Consider the following 18,267-nt stretch of genomic DNA (forward strand, 5'->3'; position numbering starts at 1 on the left):
AGGAGGATGAAGAATGGAGACAAAGTTAGCACGCGTACAGAAAAAGCAGGTGAAGGAACACGCTGCGAAGCTACGGATGAATGATTTCCCAACAAAAATGAAGAGCTTTCTATTAGGAGTACAAGGGAACAACGGGTTTTTGTTCAAGCTCTGTGTGTACAGCCTTTTGATCGGAATCGGGTTCGTTTACTTATTCCCGATCATCTACATGGGATCCTATAGTTTTAAATCCTTGGAAGACCTGTTAAATCCACTGGTCAGCTGGATTCCCTCAACCTTCTATTTAGAAAACTATGAGGTGGCCTACAAGGTGCTGGACATGCTGCCGACCTTAATGGAAACGTTGTATGTCACGGTGATTCCATCGATTGCCCAGACCGCCGTTGCCGCGATAATCGGATATGGATTTGCCAGATTCGAGTTTCCGATAAAAAAAGTGTTATTTGCCCTAGTGCTCATCACATTCATTATACCGCCTCAGGTGCTTATGATTCCGCGGTATGTGTTCTTCAATGAACTTGAATTAGTCGGAAGTATTTTCGCTTTCTTGTTACCGGCTGCTTTCGGTCAGGGGCTGAACAGCGCGATATTTATCCTGATTTTCTATCAATTCTTCCGGATGATACCGAAGTCACTCGAAGAAGCGGCCCATTTGGATGGTGCCGGACATTTTCGGATATTCTTACGGATCGCCCTTCCAATGGCTGTTCCAGCGATCATCATTTCCTTTTTGTTCTCGTTCGTCTGGTACTGGAATGAAACGGCGCTTGCCAGTCTGTATTTTGGTAATGAGCTGACGACTTTACCGATTCAGTTAGAAAAGTTCAATGCGACGTTTGATAAGTTGTACACAGGAGATGCGGAAACTCAAAATATTAATGAAGGAATCAGTATGGCGGGGACGATGTTGTCCATCTTGCCGTTGCTTATCGTCTATTTCTTTACACAGCGCTGGTTCGTCGAAGGCGTGGACCGCTCCGGAATCACTGGAGAGTAATCCCTGGTTGAGGGAATAGTGAAACCTACTCGTCTTACAGGCTTTAAACATTAGTAGCTTGGCAGATTCTGCTTTGAGAATTTTTGCATGGATGTTTCCGTTTACTTAAAGCGGTGGGGGAAGGGCCGGGAAATCACTCGCTTTCCGTGGGCATGGGTTGAGCCTCCTCAGACTACGTCTTCCGGGGTCTCACCTAGCATGTTCATCCCACAGGAGTCTCGCAATTTCCCGGCCCTCCCAGCCTTTGAGAGAATAACGAAAACGCTATGAAAGTGAGAAGCAACCGAATATTCATATTCATGGGTTCGTTAATCTCAGTGAAGCAGGAGTGGCTGGGAAACGGGGAGACTCCCGCGGGAGAAGGAGGTAGGCGAGACCCCACAGAGAGCGTAGCGAAAGAGGAGGCTTGCCAGCTTCCCCCGCAGGAAAGCGAGTCGTTTCCCAGCCACTCCATTCCTCTTAAATAGTAACGAACCCAAATTTATTCAGAGTGAGTCTAGCAAAATTTTTTATAGATTAATTGAAACGTTTCAATGGTAGTGAAAGTTGATTAATGAATAGGAGATGAAAAATGATGTTAACGAAAAATACGACGATTAAACAGACAGCAGGAGAGTACAGCTTCGCGTTTTTGAACAGCGGGGATATAGCAGAGATTACATACAAGTCATTGATGCTCAACCAGCTGATTTCCAATCCCGTCGATGGATCGCTGAACAACCTATATTTACGCCTGCACAAGGAGAACGATATTCAAGCCTATCCCATGCTTGGCGTGAACTCAAATAGTGAAGTCGCCTTCGGTCAGGAACAGGTGATCTGGACAGGGAAGATAGAAAACCTTTCGTATCAAGTCGTTTTCCATTTGACCGACCAAGGGATCTGGTTTTGGGAAGTTAATGTTGAAGGAAACGATACAAAAGTCGATGTCATTTATGGGCAAGACCTCGGACTGGCTGAAAAAGGAGCCCTCCAAAACAATGAAGCGTACATATCTCAATACATCGATCACCGTATTTTCAAGGATGATGCTAGAGGTTACGTCGTCTGTTCCCGACAGAACCAGGGCCAATCCACTGGGTTCCCTTATTTACAACAAGGTTCACTTACACGCTCTGTCGGCTATTCCACAGACGGGTTTCAATTCTTCGGCAAATCTTATAAAGAAACGAACCAACCGGAAGTCCTGGTAGAGCCTGCACTTGCGAATGAAGTCTATCAATATGAATTTGCCTACACCGCACTGCAATCAGAAAAAGTGAAAGTATCTGGTAAGGAAAAATTTGTGTTCTACGGACTGTTTGAGGAAAACCATGAGTTGGCGGTGACTGAGCTTGAATATGAGGACCAGATTGCGGAAGCATGGGAACGAGTTCAAACGAAGGATCTTCCTGACCTGGAGCCTGCCGAAAAAGTGACAAAAGCAGATGGAATCGGAGACGTTTTATGCGGGGAGGAGCTTTCCAGTGATGAAATTAATCAACTATATCCTCAACGTCACCAGGAAGAGTGGAATGGAAACACCTTGCTTTCTTTCTTCACAAATACGCATGAACACGTCGTACTGAAAGAAAAAGAAAACCTTGTAGAGCGCCCGCATGGGCACATTTTAATGTCCGGACAGAATGATCGTCTTAAAGAAAATACGGTCACTTCTACTTCCTGGATGTACGGCATTTTCAACGCGCAGACCGTTGTAGGAAACACGAATTTCAACAAGCTTTTGACGAATGCCCGTAATCCCTTGAATGTCCTGAAAACCTCAGGTCAGCGGATTTACGTGGAAGTCGAAGGGGCCTATCGTTTGTTAACGATGCCATCGGCGTACGAATTAGGCTTCAATTATGCGCGCTGGTACTACAAAACGATGGACGAAACGTTCGTGATCACCAGCTATACGACACTTGATACACCAGAAGTGCGAATCAGTGTCCAAGCAACGAGTGGAAACAAGTATCGTTACCTCGTGACGAATCAAGTTGTCATGCACCCGAATGAGTATGAAGTGCCGTATCAGGTCGAACGAAACGGAGAAGTGATCACCATTACAGCTGATCCCGCATCCATGAATGCCAGTGTTCATCCGAACCTCACGTACAAGCTTCATATCGAAGGATCCGACTTTAAGCTAGCTGATGAGCAAAAGCTTGTCACTAACGTGCAGCCTAATTCCGCTTCGCTCGTAGTATGTGAAATCCAACCGGCGAGTGAATGGGAGATAACGATGCAGGGGCTGCTTCACGGGGAAGAGCTTGCGGTGGAGAAAAGGACGGCTATAGCAGAAATTGAGAGTTACCGCGAATATTATCGAGGTGTGATGAATGGATTCCATCTAGCTCATAAAGGTAAGGAGACTGAAGAGTTCAATAAAGTGAATGCACTGGCATGGTGGTACACCCACAATATGCTTGTTCATTTTTCCGTACCGCATGGCCTTGAGCAATATAGCGGAGCTGCCTGGGGAACTCGTGATGTGTGCCAGGGACCAACCGAGTACTTTATGGCTACTCAAAACTTTGAATCTGTCAAAGAGATTCTCAAAACGGTCTACACTCATCAATTTGAAGAAGATGGCAGCTGGCCGCAGTGGTTTATGTTTGATAAATACACGCATATTCAGGCGGGAGAAAGTCATGGGGACGTCATCGTCTGGCCATTGAAAGCTTTAGGCGATTATTTAGAAGCGACAAACGATTACGAGGTTCTAAAGGAGAAGGTGCCTTACTCGAAAAGGGATGATGGCTTCGCGCTGACAGAAGAGACAGCGACGATTTTTGATCATGCGAAGAAACAGATCGATTATATCAAAGGTCATTTCCTGCATGATACACATTTATCTTCTTACGGTGATGGTGATTGGGATGATACCCTACAGCCAGCGAATGCTCAATTGAAGCAGTATATGGTCAGCAGCTGGACAGTCGCCTTAACTTATCAGGTAATTGAAAAGTTATCAGCGGTGCTTGAGGATGTTGAACATGAAGCTTCAGCTGAATTGGCTCTGCTTGCGGCTGGTATTGAACGAGACTTTAAGACGTTCATGCTGCAGACCGACATTTTGCCTGGATTTGTTTATCTAGAAGATAAAGAGCAAGCGGAACTTATGCTTCACCCGCAAGATACGAAAACTGGCATCGACTACAGGTTGCTGCCGATGCAGCGAAGCATCATCAGTGAATTACTGACGGCCGAGCAGGCAGAAAACCATTATCAAATTATTAAGGAAAACCTTGATTGTCCAGATGGGGTACGATTGATGAATCGTCCTGCAAATTACGTAGGCGGCGTAAGCACCCACTTCCAACGCGCAGAGCAGGCAGCGAATTTTGGACGTGAAATCGGACTGCAGTATGTTCATGCACACATCCGTTTCGTTGAAGCCATGGCGAAACTAGGAAAAGAGGATGAGGTATGGCAAGGGTTGCAAAAGATCAATCCGATCGGGATCGAGAAGGTCGTGCCAAATGCGGAAACGAGACAGAGCAATGCGTATTTCAGCAGCTCGGACGGAAAGTTCAACACGCGTTATGAAGCAGCGGAACATTTCGATCAGCTGCGCGATGGTTCCGTGGCTGTGAAGGGCGGGTGGCGCATCTATTCCAGCGGTCCTGGAATCTACATGAATCAATTGATTTCTAATTGTCTGGGTATCCGTCAGGAAGGGGATGACATCGTAATTGATCCTGTTCTTCCTGAAAGCTTTAATGGATTAACCTTCGATTTCCAAATCAATAACAAATCTGTCACGTTCGTTTACCATCTCGGAAATAAAGAGGAGCGTGTAACGATCAATACTCAACCGGTAGAAGCAACGATTCTGAATAACACTTACCGGGAAGGGGGACTTCGCATTAATCGTAAAGATGCGGAGGGTCTCTTTAACGAAGAAAACAATATGATTGATATTTATCTTTAAGGAATAGTGAGAAGAATAAGCCTCTTGTTTTATCAAGAGCAGGAGGCTTATTTTTTCAAACGATGAGATAGAGAGGAGACGGTAAATTGATTGAGATAAAAAATAAACAAATCCTGATTGACGGTAAACCCCAGCTCATTATGTGTGGAGAAATTCATTACTATCGACTGGATCGCTCAGAATGGCAGGATCGTATTGATAAATTAAAAGCGTCGGGGTGCAATGCGGTAGCTTCATATGTACCCTGGCTTTGTCATGAAGAAGTAGAAGGACAGATTGATTTAGAGGGGAAAACACGATCAGAATTGGATTTAGTCGGGTTTATTGATTTGTGTGCAGAAAATAATCTTTACTTTTTCCTGCGTCCAGGACCGTTCATTATGGCGGAAATGAAAAATGAAGGCATCCCTCACTGGGTGATCGAAAAGCACCCGGAAATCGTCCCGATCACTTGGGATGGGAAGGCAACATTAGCGAAAACACTGGATTATATGGCACCGAATTTTTTGAAGGAAACGAAGAAATGGTATGAGGCTGTGATGAGGATGACGGCTCCAAGGTTGCAAACCAATGGCGGCAATATTATCGGGGTGCAGCTGGATAACGAAGTGGGGATGCTTTCATGGGTAAGCAATTGCCCGGATTTGACCGAAAATGTCCTTACTCATTTTGTTACCTGGTTGAAGGAACAATACGACGAGAAAACATTAGTGGAGCGTTATCCGTTTAAACTTGACCAGTCTCCCGCCTGTCAAAAATCCATCCGCTCTCCGAAAGAAGAATATGTCAGCGAGCTCCATTTTGACCTTGGTTACTTTATGCGGCACCGGTTTGCAGAGTATATTGCAACCTTAAGAGCCTACGCTGAAGAGTTTGGTGTTAAGGAGATCCCTTTTATCGTCAACATTCACGGTACTGGCGGAGGGAGAGGATTCACGTTTCCGATTGGCATCAGTCAGCTGTATGAATCCTATACCCAGGCACCGGGCTACCTGTCAGGATCGGATATTTACTTTGGCGATTTAACGATGGAAACCTTTCAAGATCTTTATTTGATCAATGGGTTCATGGATGCAGTCCACAACCCGGACCAGCCGTTGACCTCTGTAGAGTTTAATTGCGGAGATGGCAATTTCGGAGATAACCTCAGCGGGCGTCTTGATCCGTCGGCAGCTGATTTCAAAACACGCATGTGTATGGCACAAGGAAACCGACTGATCAATTACTACTTAATGACCGGCGGAAGAAACTATCGAATGAATCAAAAGCGGGAGGATGGAAATGATCGGATTGCCTCGACAGGTGAGAGGCATGGATTTGCTGCCCCGATCAGTCCGGAAGGGGAGCTGAATTACACGTTTCCACGAATGGCTCGCTCCATCCAAACAATGATGGCCGTTTCTGATAAACTCGCCGTCATGGAAGAAGAAAAAGATGACGTCGCTTTTGGTTTTATCCCTGATTATTATATGACCGAAGCCCGCTATCCCGAGAGTGAAAAGATGAGAGAAATTTATCAGAATATCGAAAGTAACCGTTCAACGGCTGCGTGGGAAAACATGGGACGGGCGATGCTTTTGGCAGGTTATCGTTTTGGTTCTGTAGATATCCAAAATAAATCCATTGATGCGGATAAAACCCCTGTGCTGGCGCTTCCTTCAGCCCGATATATGGACCAATCCATCCAAGAGAAACTCGTCAACTATTTGAACGATGGAGGAGGCTTGCTTCTGTATGGAGAAGTCCCTACCCATGATATGGAAGGTCATCCGTGCACGGTTCTGTCAGAGGCGATGGACGTTCAGCCTACAGGAATAAGACTCGCAGGTCCAACTTATGATTTATCTGTTTTTGCAGAAGGATGGGCAAAAGGCCGGGCTGAGATTCGCGTCCATAAAGCCCAGGTATTTGAAATCGAACCAAAAGTAGAGCCTCTGATTAGGATCTATGGAACAGATGAAGTGTGCGGATTTGATACAAAAGTAGGAAAAGGGAGAGCCGTGGTGATGGCTACCCCTTATAAGTGTGATATCAACTTGTTTCAGGAGACCATTGAACGGCTGGGTGCGAAGGTCACTTTATCGAATGACAGCAAGTATCACGGTGTTTTCATGACTACAACTGCCAATGAGCTGGGAGAAAGGTTCCTTCATCTTCTTAATTTAGATGGGTTTGATAAAGAGCTCTCAATTTATGAAAATGGCGAAAAATTGATGGATGGTCGCAAGCTGGAACTGCAGTCGAAAGATGGGGTCATGCTTCCGCTGAATGTAAGGTTTGATGGTATTGAAATCATTTACGGGACGGCAGAGGTTACAAACATCGAAGCGGATTCGATTGATTTCCGTCTGACCCAATCTGAGGATCTCATCGTTTTCAAAACGAGCCGAGAAGTAGTTCCTAGCGAGAATTATGATGTTGAACAAAAAGGAGAACTTACCTATCTTCGTTCACTGAAACACGCGAAAGTAGACGATCAGCTGATGGTTCTGTTTCAACCTAACCTTTAAGGGGGTGGGGAATACATCACTCTGTAAAATTACTGCTGATAATTTTAGATTCTAAGGAAGGGAGATCACTATGAAGATTCTTTATATTGATATTGATTCATTAAGACCGGATCACCTTGGGGTATATGGGTATCACCGCAACACTTCGCCGAATATCGATCGTATTGCTGAAAAAGGGGTCCGATTCACGAATTATTATGCATCTGACGCCCCGTGTGCGCCATCACGAAATGCATTGTTCAGTTCACGTTTTGGCATTCATACTGGATCAATCAACCACGGAGGACTCGATGCAGATGTTAGACCGATAGGAAAAGACCGTCCATTCAATCACCATAATAGTCCTTATCAGGCATGGGTGGAGGACCTTCGTTTCAAAGGCCACCACACCGCTATGATTAGTCCGTTCCCTGGCCGTCACGCAAAATGGAACGTATTAGAAGGCTTTTTAGAAATGCATGATACGGGTAAGCATGCAGGAGAAACAGCTGGTGATGTGTCTGAGGAAGCCTTACGCTGGATTAAAGGCCGAGGCACAGAAAAAGAGGACTGGTTCTTATACTTAAATTTTTGGGATCCGCACACACCTTACCGTACCCCTGAAGACTATGGGAATCCTTTCGAGAATGACCCAGCCCCAGACTGGCTCACGGATGAAATCATTGCACAGCATAGAGAAAGCTACGGTCCGATGAGTGCGTCAGATATCCCTGCGAATAACCGCTGGCCAAACCTTCCGAAAGAGATTACTTGCGTGGAAGATTTCAAACGCTGGATTGATGGATATGACACCGCTATCAAGCATGTAGATGATCACATCGGTGTCCTTCTGAATGCTTTGGAGGAAGAAGGAATGTTAGAGGAAACTCTGATCATCATTTCAGCTGATCATGGGGAAAATCAAGGTGAATTGAACGTATATGGCGATCACCAGACAGCGGATCATATTACGAGCCGCATTCCGCTCATCATGTCAGGGCCGGAGTTAAAACAAGGCCACGTCGATGATGATTTCCATTATCAAATTGATGTAGGTCCGACCTTGTCAGAATTAGTCGGTGGAGAACAACGGGAGCGCTGGGATGGGACTAGTTTTCTTCCTGCCATTACAAAAGGGGAAGAAGCAGGTCGTCCATATCTCGTCGTTAGCCAGGGGGCATGGAGCTGCCAGCGTGGAGTTCGTTTTGATAATTGGATGTTCATACGAACCTATCATGATGGGCTAAAAGACTTTCCTGATCTTATGCTGTTTGATATTGAAAAGGATCCTCACGAAACTACTAATCTAGTGGAAGAAAAACCAGAGATCGTTGGAAAAGGACTGAGGCTTTTGGATGAGTGGGTCGCCGAACAGATGGCTACCTCTGATTCTCCTACGGATCCAATGTGGAATGTCATCCAGGAAGGCGGTCCATTCCATACTAGAGGAAATTATCATAACTATGTAGAAAAACTTCGTAAGGAAGATAAGTATGAGGCAGCTGAGCGCCTGGAAAAACGCCATCAAAAATTTCAGAAAATCTACAACTCTAATCAATAAAGGGAGTCATTGACTTTAATGAATACAACAGAGTTTTATAAGAAACTACCGGATCATGTGAAAAGCTTTTTTGATCGTCAGTATGAAGACTCTTATCGTCTATTAGATGCGTCCCGTCACCCAGAGACAGGTTTATATGCGGATGGTTGGATGGCATATGGAGAAAACCCTGAACAAAAATGCTCCATAGCGGCGACCGGTGTAGGCTTAATTGGTCTTTGTGTCGCTGATACGGAAGGCTGGGATGAGCAGGCTGCGGAAAAAGTCATCATCACCTTAAGCGCTGCATTAGGAAAAATCGATAACTGTCAGCCTGCACGTGATGAGAAAACCAGATTTTTTGCTCACTTTGTGGATATGGAAACAGGGGAAAACCTGCGCTCTGAAATCTCGACCATCGATACGTCTTTATTAGTGGCTGGTGCACTGTTTGCTGGCCAGCACTTCAAAAAGACCGTACCTCAAATTAATGTCATGGCGAATGAACTATTAAATGAGATCGACTGGAGTATCGTAGTCGCTGATATCGATACAGGTTCCATCAACATGGTGGTAAAAGACGGAGAAGGAATTATGCCTCTTCCAGCCTATAATGAATATGTGCTGGTCGCTCATCTAGCTATGCTGGGTCAGCCAGAAAATCCAGACATCCAGAATTTATGGAATCAGAATTTCTCAGAAGAAAGCATCAGTGAATTGCCACAAGTTCATTACAGAGATATCCCCGTCCTCACCGATACAAATGGAGCAGAAGGCGCAAATTCCTTTCTGTCTTCATTCGTCCATCAGTTTCCTTTTTACCTTGTACCGGAATATACAAAGAGTGAGGTTTACCGTGAGTTCTATGAAAATGCTTGTGCGGCTGACCGATTAAAATGGAAAGAGCATAACGATGTCCCTTCCTATGTGTGGGGGTACGGAGCAGGTCCTAACGACGGGCTGCACGGAGGGTATCACGCAGATCAAATCAATAACTCCCCAGGAGATGTGGCATCTGCTTATATCGTAGCAGGGTTTTTACCTGTTTATCCTGCTGGAATATATGATTTATATGCACTATATCAACTCCATTTGCCTTACGATACGTATGAGAATCCGGAAGATAAAGAGGATGAGCGTAAACTACGCGAATCGTACCGGTACGGACTGCATAGGTATTCCTGGTGGCACCTGGAAGGTCCAGAGAAAAAGTATCCGACCAAGGTAACGCTCATCGATTGGAGTTCCATGCTGTACGGATTGACGGCCTTTAAACGCGGGACTTCCTTCTTTACGGATCGACTGACCAATAAAGCTAATCAGCAAACCATTGAATAAACCGATATTTGTAACGGAAAAAAGGATCAACTATTCTACTAGTTGATCCTTTCATCTACTTGAAAGGAGGCTTCAATCATGGATTTACAAATCATGACTTTTAACTTACGGGTTGATCTCCCGCAAGATGGAGTGGATAGCTGGGGGTATCGAGCAGAAAAAGTGGCCAGAATGATAAAGAAGCACAATCCACTTGTCTTAGGAGTGCAGGAAGTTTTGATTCACATGATAAAAGATCTAGAAAGATTTTTTCCTGACTATAGTTGGATCGGTGAAGGAAGGCGTGGGGGAATGAGCGACGAATTCTGCCCGATTTTTTATAATCACGATGTACTAGAATGTGTAGATTCCGGGCAGTTCTGGTTGTCGGATCAACCGGCAGTGCCGAATAGTATAAGCTGGGACAGTGATTTTCCGAGAATATGTACGTGGGGACATTTTCGGTCGAGGGAAAAGCCCTTCGAAAGCTTCCTAGTTTATAACACCCATTTAGATCATATCAGCCAATCAGCAAGAGAGAACGGGATCGCTTTAATTTGGGAGAGGATGAACAGCCATTACCGAGAAAAAAATATCCCTATTGTATTGACTGGTGATCTGAATAGCCAACCAGATAATAGCGTTATCGAATTTTTACGAGGCAAAGTATCTATCCTCGGGTTAACAACGGATTTGCAAGATTCATATGCAGCTTTAACCGAGACTCCAGGGAACACTTTTCATTCGTTTCAAGGCGGATCAGAAGGAGTCCCCATTGATTACATATTTTGTACGCCAAATGGTAAGGTATTAGAAACGCAAATTGATAGAAATACCTACGACGGAAGCTATCCGTCCGATCATTATCCAGTCACTTCAAGAATTGAGATTTGCACATAAGGAGGGGAAGAAATGAAACATACCTGTTGTTCAGCGAGTCGTTCTACAATTGAAAGTAAGACTAGCCAAGAGAAGGCTAAGAGAACGAAAACGGAAAATCAATCCGTTAAGTTTAAAGAAAAAATGCTTTACTTGCCTGGCGGCGAGTTTTTAATGGGGACTGATGATCAAGAAGGTTTTCCGTTTGATGGAGAAGGTCCTGTTAGAAAAGAAGAAGTTCAGCCTTTTTACATAGATCGCCATACAGTTACCAATGCAGAATTCAAACAATTTGTAGAAGAGACGGGATACAAAACTGAGGCCGAACACTATGGATGGTCCTTCGTCTTTTATCAATTTGTTCCTTGTGATTTTCCTTATCAGGTTCAGCAAATTCCAAATACACCCTGGTGGCTGGCGGCAGAAGGAGTATATTGGTTTCAACCGGAAGGGCCGAGTTCATCGATAGAAGGTCGTATGGATCATCCCGTTATTCACGTATCCTGGAATGATGCAGTGGCGTTCTGTGATTGGGCAGGTAAAAGATTGCCAACTGAAAGAGAATGGGAATATGCAGCACGGGGAGGACTAGTACAAAAGAGATATCCATGGGGAGATGAACTGACTCCAAATGGCAACCATTACTGTAACATTTGGCAGGGAGATTTCCCACGTGAGAATACAGCAGAGGACGGATATAAAGGAACAGCGCCAGTCCAAACGTTTCCGCCCAACGGATACGGTCTTTATCATATGGCGGGGAACGTCTGGGAATGGTGTTCCGATTGGTTCTCCAATCACCCAGAGAAAAAGATTGATCCGAAACGTTTGAACAACCAGCCTCCCAAAGTCATGCGAGGCGGCTCTTACCTTTGTCATAAATCATACTGTAACCGTTATCGTGTTGCTGCTCGGAGTTCGAATACGATGGATAGTTCGACGGGGAATATAGGGTTCAGATGTGTCACTGACGGGATGACATAGATCTTCTTGAATCAAGAATAGGAACTGAATATCGTATTGTAATTATTTGAATAGTAGTTACCCACGGCTGATTCCTATTAATAGGAATCAGCTTTTTTATTCACTTACTTATACTTGAGTCAATTTTGTTTCTTCGCTTCTTCTCCCTCAGCCCGATATAGGAGAATAAACGGAAGCAAAAATGTGACTAGTATAAAGGTATATAAAAAAAACATTGCAAACTTTTCATATACTAAGACAACAGAAATAAAGAAACCGACCAGTGTTACCAGTGGGGCTATGTATGCATAAACCACATTCTTCCCTCCTTCTGTACTGTTAGCTTTTCCGTTGGGAATAAATTCATTCCTTTCTTCTAACACTAATTAGAAAAGCAAGCGACTACTACGGAAACTATGAGGAGCATGCTACCGTGAAAAGGAAAGAGCAAAGGAATGAGGAGTTACCGAAAGAATCTCAGGACTTAAAAGAGCTGACGGAAAAGCTGAAACAATCGAAGGATTTTAAAGAATATAAGCTCAAAGGAAAAAATAAGTGTGTCCTTTATTATTTTGAAACTCTTGTCGATCCGAAAACGGTCAACAAGCAGATTTTACAATCCATAAAAGGACACTCTTTTCGATCATTAGAGGGGATGGAAGAGGCCCTTCCTGTAGAAGGTACATCGATTACGGACGAGCTATCAACAATAAGGGATAAAGTGATGCTTGGCCATGTAGTAATCGCATTGGAAGATACGGCTAAGGAAGTCTTACTCGTCCCAGCGCCTTCAGAGGAGACAAGGAAAGTAAGCATACCTGAAGTCGAATTCAGCGTCGTAGGACCTAAAGAAGCGTTTGTGGAATCTTTGGACACGAACATCAATCTTGTTCGTAAACGCCTTCCTTTGCCACAATTCACTGTAAAAGAAATGAATATAGGTAAAGTTACTAAAACAAGAGTAGCGGTTCTTTATATTGATGGGATCGCCAATGAGGAAAACGTAAATACGGTCATTCAAAGACTTAATGATATTGAATACGATCAAATCAATGACAGTTCTTATATTAGTCAAATGCTGGCTGACAATTCTCATTCTCCATTTCCTCAAATCTTAGATACAGAAAGACCCGACCGAGTGACGGGTTCTTTGGGTGAGGGAAAGATCGCCATCATGGTGGATGGTGCTCCTCACGCTTTGACTTGCCCGACTACTGTTGTGGAGTTTTTCTCCGCGAGTGATGATTATTTCTCACCTTGGCCGGTCGCTTCGATCTTCAGGATAATTCGCCTGTTTGCGGTATTCTTTTCAGTTCTTAGCAGCCCAATTTATGTAGCCATCTTAACCTATCATCATGAAATGATTCCTGATGACCTGTTACCAACCATCATTTCTTCAAGATCAGATATCCCTTTTCCACCTATACTGGAAGTGATTATCTTAGAATTAGCGATTGAATTGCTCCGGGAAGCAGGAGCCCGTCTGCCGACTAAAGTTGGACAAACGATTGGTATTGTAGGTGGTATCGTCATCGGTACAGCAGCTGTAGATGCGGGGTTAACCAGCAATGTGTTATTAATTATTGTGGCCTTAGCAGCTCTTGCCTCGTTTACAACTCCTATTTATCAAATTAGTAATACAATTCGTCTCATTCGCTTTCCATTTTTATTAGGAGCGCAAATGTGGGGACTTGTAGGTATCTCGATAGTCATGGTGTTCTTTATCGGTCATTTAATTAAACTCACTTCCATTGGACGCCCTTTTTTAGCGCCTATATATCCGCTAAGATTCAGGGACTTAAAGGATGCGTTTATTCGCCTGCCGTTTAACAGACAAACAAAGAGACCTATACAGGCACGTTCGAATGATCCGCTCCGTTTCAATCCAAAAAGAGCGAAGGAAAGGAGAGATATTGATGAATAACTCTTCTCTTCAAATACCTGAACATTTATTAGTGAGCTCGACGATGGTATTTTTCTTAATTCACTCGATGCAAGTAGGTGTCGGAATCCTTGGTTTTGAGAAATATATTGCCTCTGCAGCGGGCTATGATTCTTGGATTTCGATTATCCTGGGTGGAATAGGACTACATATCCTGCTATGGATGATTTATCGGATCCTTCAAACAGTGGATGGAGATATTGTCACTGTGCATACGTTCGTCTATGGAAAATATATTGGCGGGGGGATGAATTTCCTTTTTAGCCTATATTACTTGCTCCTAAGTGTCACGGTTTTGAGAACGTTTATAGAAGTGATCCAGACGTGGATCTTTCCAAAGCTCCCTTTATGGCTTTTCACGTTAGTCTTTGTGTTGCTCGTTTATTATTATGTCGCAGGAGGATTTCGAGTCATTACGGGTGCCAGTATGGCAGGTGTCCTTCTGGGGTTGCCTTTGCTTTTATTTAAGCTTTTTCCTATTCAATATGGAAATGTGGACAACGTTTATCCATCCATCGATCACTCCATTGTAGAGCTGCTAGCCTCAACAAAATTCAGCATCCTCAGTTTTCTTGGGATTGGACTGTTGTTCGTTTATTATCCTTTTATAAAAAATAAACAGGATTCTAAAAAGTGGGCACATTTCGGAGTGTTTTATACAGTTTTGATCTATTTAGCCACAGCTATCGTTTCGTTCATGTATTTTAGCGAAAAACAGCTTGACCAAATTACCTGGGGAACCATTTCTCTTTGGAAAATTATTAACTTTAGTTTTGTAGAAAGGTTCGAATTTATTGGGATCTCCTTATGGGTATTTGTCATTATCCCAAACTTATGTCTCGGTTTGTGGGCAGCGAGCAGAATTCCAAAACGAATGTTTAATATCAAGCAACGTTACGTTCTATGGGGATACAGTGTAATCCTTTATGTGACCGTCTTTTTCTTAGAAGACCGTAGAGCCATTGATCGACTAAATAGTTTCACCGGTGAAGTTGGTTTTTACTTTTTAATGTATATCCCCGTCCTGTTTCTGTTCATGTTGATTATGAAAAAAGTGAGGAATCGTAATGAAACGTAACTATATTTTTCATAGCTTGTTGATTCTATTGCTTTTTCTTACAGGCTGTGTTCCTAACAAAAGTATAGAGGACGTAGCGCTTGTAAATGTTGCTGCTTTTGACCTTGTTGAAGAAGAAAAAATTAAAGGGACGATTCTAATTCCCCAATTTATTCAGGACGAGTCCGGAGGGGTCGAAGAGAAACATATTAGTGCAATTGGAGACAACGTACAGGAAATTCATCGGGACATTGAAAATAAATCATCTATGCCGTTAAGGATGGGGAAAGTGTCGGTGGTTTTATACGGAGACGAGATTGCAAAGAAAGATATTTCTAATTATATCGACTTCCTTCAGCGAAACCCGGACATTGGTAGAGATGTGTACCTGGGGATTGTCGCTGGAAATGCGGAAAACATTATTAAAGGGGAGTACAGTAAGACTCAACCCACAGGGGAATACATTAAAAAACTTATTGAACAGAATACGACGAAATATATACCTACCCAAAATTTACAAAAATTCTTATATGCCTATTATGCGGAAGGCATGGATCCCTCTCTTCCTTATTTCAAAAGAGAAGGAGACGAACTCATGTTAGACGGCTATGTGTTTTTTGATAAGGAAAAAATGGTTCATACGATCCCTTTTTCAGATGCGTTTGTCTTGAAGTTGTTGAGTCAAAATTTTAAAGATGGGCTGCAGCCGATTGAGTATAAGAACCATGAAGTCGTTCTCCAAAACATTGGGTCTAAAGTGAAGTACAGAATAAAAGGAGATAGAAAGAAGCCTGAATTTCAAATCAACCTTAAAGTTAGTGGTATGGTCGGAGAAATTGTTCCTACGAATGAAAAAATGACAACCAGGGAATTAGAAAAAGCTTTCGATGCCTATTTTACTGAGAAGGGTACACAGCTTATCCAGGATTTCCAAGAGAATGGTGTTGACCCCCTGGGACTAGGGGAAATTCTTAAAAACCGCCGAGGAACGTTTGATCCAAAGGAATGGAAACAGATGTATCCAAATGTTCCGGTGAAAGTAAATGTCACGGTTCGGATCCTGGAGAACGGAATTACTGGATAGTTATCATTCTTTGCAATTGGGAAATGATTTTAATGACTAAGACATTTCCATCAAAAAGTAGAAGAGTATCAACCATAAACCTATAGGAATCGCTCAAAGGAGACATGGAATCAACGAAATGGCAGTGTATATCAATCAAACCGCACATCCACCAAAAAAAGAAGCTGGCTTCTTGCCAGCTTCTTAACTTTTTGTATATCATCTTATTCAGTAATACCTACCTGATCGAATCCATCTGCGGTCGCCAGCGCCTCAGCACTGCCTTCACCATAAAGATCCACTGCAGACTGAATCAGCACTTCTCTTGCGTGGTTGAAGTCAGAGTCTGGAGTCAGATAGACGGTTAGTGCACGGTAGTAGATTTGACCAAGCTTCTCTTTCCCAATTTGTTCGCCTGTGATATAAGCGGCATGGTTAATGATCGAAGAGTTAATATGAACGCCGCCGTTATCGAGATCAATCGGAAGATCATAGTACTCGTCCATGTGGGAAGGGTACATGCCGTTTCCATCGCCATAAGGCGCGTAAGTCGATCCTACTGGATATTTGCTAGGATTGCTTAAGCTTCGCAAAGATTCTCTTCCTGAAGCAATAGCTTCTTCAGCCATGATGTCTTCACCGACTTCCCAATCTTCTTCGTCAACAAGAGCACCGAATATGTCAGAGAATGCTTCGTTCAGTGCACCGGACTGGAAGCGGTATTTCAAACCAGCAGAGTTGGTGGTGACTCCATGTGTCATTTCGTGAGCCGCAACATCAAGACCTGCAGATAACGGAATGAAGAATTCCCCGTCTCCATCCCCGTACGTCATTTGACGACCATTCCAGAACGCATTGTTGTAATCTTCTCCGAAGTGGACGCTTGAGATGATTGGCATACCCTCACCATCAATGGAATTACGGTCATGTTCTTCTAAGAAATAGTCATAGACTTCTTCAGAGTTATAGTGAGCATCTACCGCAGGACGGTCATAATCATCGGTGAAAGCAGCATCGTTGGATTGGAAAAGCTCACCTGGAAGCTGGTTGTATGCCCAGCTGTTTTTAAAGTCGTACGTGTAAATCCCGTCTAAATTCTCATGCGTTTGATCGAGCAGGTAGAACTTAGTGCCATCTTTAAAGGACTTGTCATTCTGGTGTGAGATGTGAAGCTCGCGATGGTCACCTAGTACGCCTAATCCAGCTCCAGTGGAAGATTGATAGCCATCTGCATGCATGATCGCATTATACTGATCGATGACTTCCCCTGAATTTGCATCCACGTAGACGAACCAGTTTCCTGGTTGTTCTCCCATAAACGTAACATTGACTTTGTAAGCTAAGTGATTTTCATCATCAAACGGATAAATCACAAGCTCTGAAGAAGGTTCATATGGAAGCTCTTTAGGCGCTTTCACAGAAGCTTTCGCCTTGTTAATACTTTCTTCTTTGGAAAGAGAAGCATCTGTTGAAATCGAAGCGTCTTCGACAGACTCATTAAATTGACCGCTTACAGTTTGAACACGATTGTCACTACTATAATGAACGGTAACGGCATGCCCATCGACAGGAACGCCATTTTTCTTCTGCTGCAGCTTCACATGCGTCATGCCTAGCTGGTCCTTTTTAACCTCAGCAGCGTCTAAGCTTTCTTCAGGAGAATCGATGTTATATTTGGCATTATTATTCTTTAAGAACGCTTTTGCAGAACGCTCGTCAGCCTTATTTTGTTTTTCTGCATGTTTTTCTTGTACAAAGAACGGACGGTTGTCATTTGCTTTATGTACGTTTTTTTGTACAACTTCTGTTGGGGTCTGAGTACTCACAGCTAAAGTACTGGACGGTGCCACACTTCCCATGACTAAAGCAGAAGATAGAACGGCCATTGGAATTACATGTTTTTTCTTCATTACATACCTCCTAGTTGGAATATAACCAATTATAGGAAAAAATGTTGAAAGTATACAGAGTATATAGAACTGTTTGAATTTTCTGATATGGTTAGGGGTAACTAGGACTAAAATCACCAAATCGATAAAATTCTCTATTTTCTCAGTAAATTTTCAGAAAATTATATTGACAGCGTTTTCAATAGCGTATATAG

The 18,267-nt window shown here is 43.4% G+C and carries 11 protein-coding genes; 10 read left to right on the forward strand and 1 reads right to left on the reverse strand.

Translation table 11 applies throughout. The features are described from left to right. The first annotated feature begins 13 nt into the window (after positions 1-13). The 10 genes from ACRYKC_RS12380 (at position 14) to ACRYKC_RS12425 (ending at position 16,184) form a co-directional block, all read left to right on the forward strand. Positions 14-997: a carbohydrate ABC transporter permease gene (locus ACRYKC_RS12380; protein ID WP_433807040.1), complete on the forward strand. Its 984-nt coding sequence runs from the start codon at positions 14-16 to the stop codon at positions 995-997. A gap of 571 nt (positions 998-1,568) precedes the next feature. Beyond that, the gene (locus tag ACRYKC_RS12385) at positions 1,569-4,913 is read left to right on the forward strand and encodes a GH36-type glycosyl hydrolase domain-containing protein (protein WP_433807041.1); all 3,345 of its coding nucleotides are present in this window, start codon (positions 1,569-1,571) and stop codon (positions 4,911-4,913) included. Between the two features lie 86 nt (positions 4,914-4,999). Next, a complete protein-coding gene (locus ACRYKC_RS12390) occupies positions 5,000-7,423 on the forward strand; it encodes a beta-galactosidase (RefSeq protein WP_433807042.1) in 2,424 nt (807 codons plus the stop codon). A 70-nt stretch (positions 7,424-7,493) separates the two neighbouring features. After that, a complete protein-coding gene (locus ACRYKC_RS12395; protein ID WP_433807043.1) occupies positions 7,494-8,963 on the forward strand; it encodes a sulfatase family protein in 1,470 nt (489 codons plus the stop codon). A gap of 18 nt (positions 8,964-8,981) precedes the next feature. Further along, positions 8,982-10,280, forward strand: a complete 1,299-nt coding sequence (locus ACRYKC_RS12400) for a hypothetical protein (RefSeq protein ID WP_433807044.1) — start codon at positions 8,982-8,984, stop codon at positions 10,278-10,280. 78 nt (positions 10,281-10,358) lie between these two features. Continuing rightward, positions 10,359-11,159 carry an endonuclease/exonuclease/phosphatase family protein gene (locus tag ACRYKC_RS12405; protein ID WP_433807045.1) on the forward strand — a complete coding sequence of 267 codons (801 nt, stop codon included), beginning with the start codon at positions 10,359-10,361 and terminating at the stop codon, positions 11,157-11,159. Positions 11,160-11,171: 12 nt separating this feature from the next. Beyond that, entirely contained in the window at positions 11,172-12,122 is a 951-nt protein-coding gene (locus ACRYKC_RS12410) for a formylglycine-generating enzyme family protein (RefSeq protein WP_433807046.1), read from the forward strand. 412 nt (positions 12,123-12,534) lie between these two features. Further along, the gene (locus ACRYKC_RS12415; RefSeq protein ID WP_433807047.1) at positions 12,535-14,025 is read left to right on the forward strand and encodes a spore germination protein; all 1,491 of its coding nucleotides are present in this window, start codon (positions 12,535-12,537) and stop codon (positions 14,023-14,025) included. Continuing rightward, positions 14,018-15,121: a GerAB/ArcD/ProY family transporter gene (locus tag ACRYKC_RS12420; RefSeq protein WP_433807048.1), complete on the forward strand. Its 1,104-nt coding sequence runs from the start codon at positions 14,018-14,020 to the stop codon at positions 15,119-15,121. Before ACRYKC_RS12415 ends, ACRYKC_RS12420 begins: the two co-directional genes overlap by 8 nt. Beyond that, positions 15,111-16,184 carry a Ger(x)C family spore germination protein gene (locus tag ACRYKC_RS12425; RefSeq protein ID WP_433807049.1) on the forward strand — a complete coding sequence of 358 codons (1,074 nt, stop codon included), beginning with the start codon at positions 15,111-15,113 and terminating at the stop codon, positions 16,182-16,184. The genes ACRYKC_RS12420 and ACRYKC_RS12425 overlap by 11 nt, the downstream gene beginning before the upstream one ends. Before the next feature lie 203 nt (positions 16,185-16,387). On the opposite strand, the gene ACRYKC_RS12430 is transcribed toward ACRYKC_RS12425, so the two are convergent. Beyond that, on the reverse strand, positions 16,388-18,073 hold the full coding sequence (locus ACRYKC_RS12430) for a M4 family metallopeptidase (RefSeq protein ID WP_433807050.1): 1,686 nt from the start codon (positions 18,071-18,073) through the stop codon (positions 16,388-16,390). Positions 18,074-18,267 lie beyond the last annotated feature (194 nt).

It is taken from the genome of Halobacillus sp. A1-3 (genome assembly GCF_050971765.1).
In the GTDB taxonomy this organism is placed as follows: Bacteria; Bacillota; Bacilli; order Bacillales; family Halobacillaceae; genus Halobacillus; species Halobacillus mangrovi_B.